The organism is Vibrio fujianensis (genome assembly GCF_002749895.1).
Lineage (GTDB): Bacteria > Pseudomonadota > Gammaproteobacteria > Enterobacterales > Vibrionaceae > Vibrio > Vibrio fujianensis.
In genome coordinates this window covers 607578-608540 of the sequence record NZ_NBUS01000054.1, presented here as the reverse complement: position 1 = coordinate 608540, position 963 = coordinate 607578, and the positions used below count along the sequence as shown (strand labels likewise).

The window sequence follows — 963 nt, the reverse complement described above, 5'->3', positions numbered from 1 at the left end:
TTGCCCGTCTGCCGATTGATCCTCGTTTGGCTAGAATGGTACTTGAAGCGCCGCGATTAGGTTGTTTGAAAGAGTTAATGGTCATCGCATCAGCGTTATCTATTCAAGACCCGCGTGAGCGGCCGAGTGACAAACAGCAAGCTTCCGATGAAAAACATCGTCGTTTTTTTGATGAAGAATCCGATTTTTTAACCTTAGTGAATGTATGGAACTACCTGCAACAGCAACAAAAATCCTTAAGCAGTAATCAGTTCCGTCGTCAGTGTAAGCAAGATTATCTCAATTACTTACGAGTTCGAGAGTGGCAAGATGTTTATTTCCAAATCCACCAAGCCATGCGAGAAATGGGCTATAAACTCAACGATGAGCCGGGGAATTACCAAGCAGTACACAGCGCAATTTTAGTCGGTTTATTGTCTCATATCGGAAGTAAGGACGCAGAAAAACATGACTACCAAGGGGCGCGTAATGCTCGCTTCCATATTTTTCCTGCATCAGGATTGTTTAAAAAACAACCCAAATGGGTGATGAGCGCAGAATTGGTTGAAACCTCTAAGCTGTGGGCAAGAATTGTGGCGAAAATTCAGCCAGAATGGATTGAGCCGTTAGCAAAACATTTGATCAAACGTAGCTATAGCGAACCCCATTGGTCGAAAAAACAAGCGGCCGTGATGGCTTATGAAAAAGTTATGCTGTATGGGATTCCCATTGTGGTGAAGCGGTTGGTCAACTATGGCAATATTGATGCGACTTTAAGTCGTGAAATATTTATCCGCAGTGCGCTCGTTGAAGGGGATTGGGAAACAAAACATGCGTTTTTCAAACAAAACCGCTCACTGTTATTGGAAGTTGAGGAGTTAGAACATAAATCTCGTCGCCGAGATATTTTGGTTGATGATGAAGAGCTGTTTCAGTTTTATGATCAGCGAGTTGGAACGGAAGTGGTTTCTGGACGACATTTTG

Annotated in this window: 1 protein-coding gene; it reads left to right on the top strand. The window is 43.2% G+C overall.

The genetic code is table 11. The annotated features are described in order from the left end of the window. The coding region (locus B7C60_RS19775; RefSeq protein WP_245869680.1) for a DUF3418 domain-containing protein at positions 1-963 on the top strand (963 nt) is incomplete at both ends.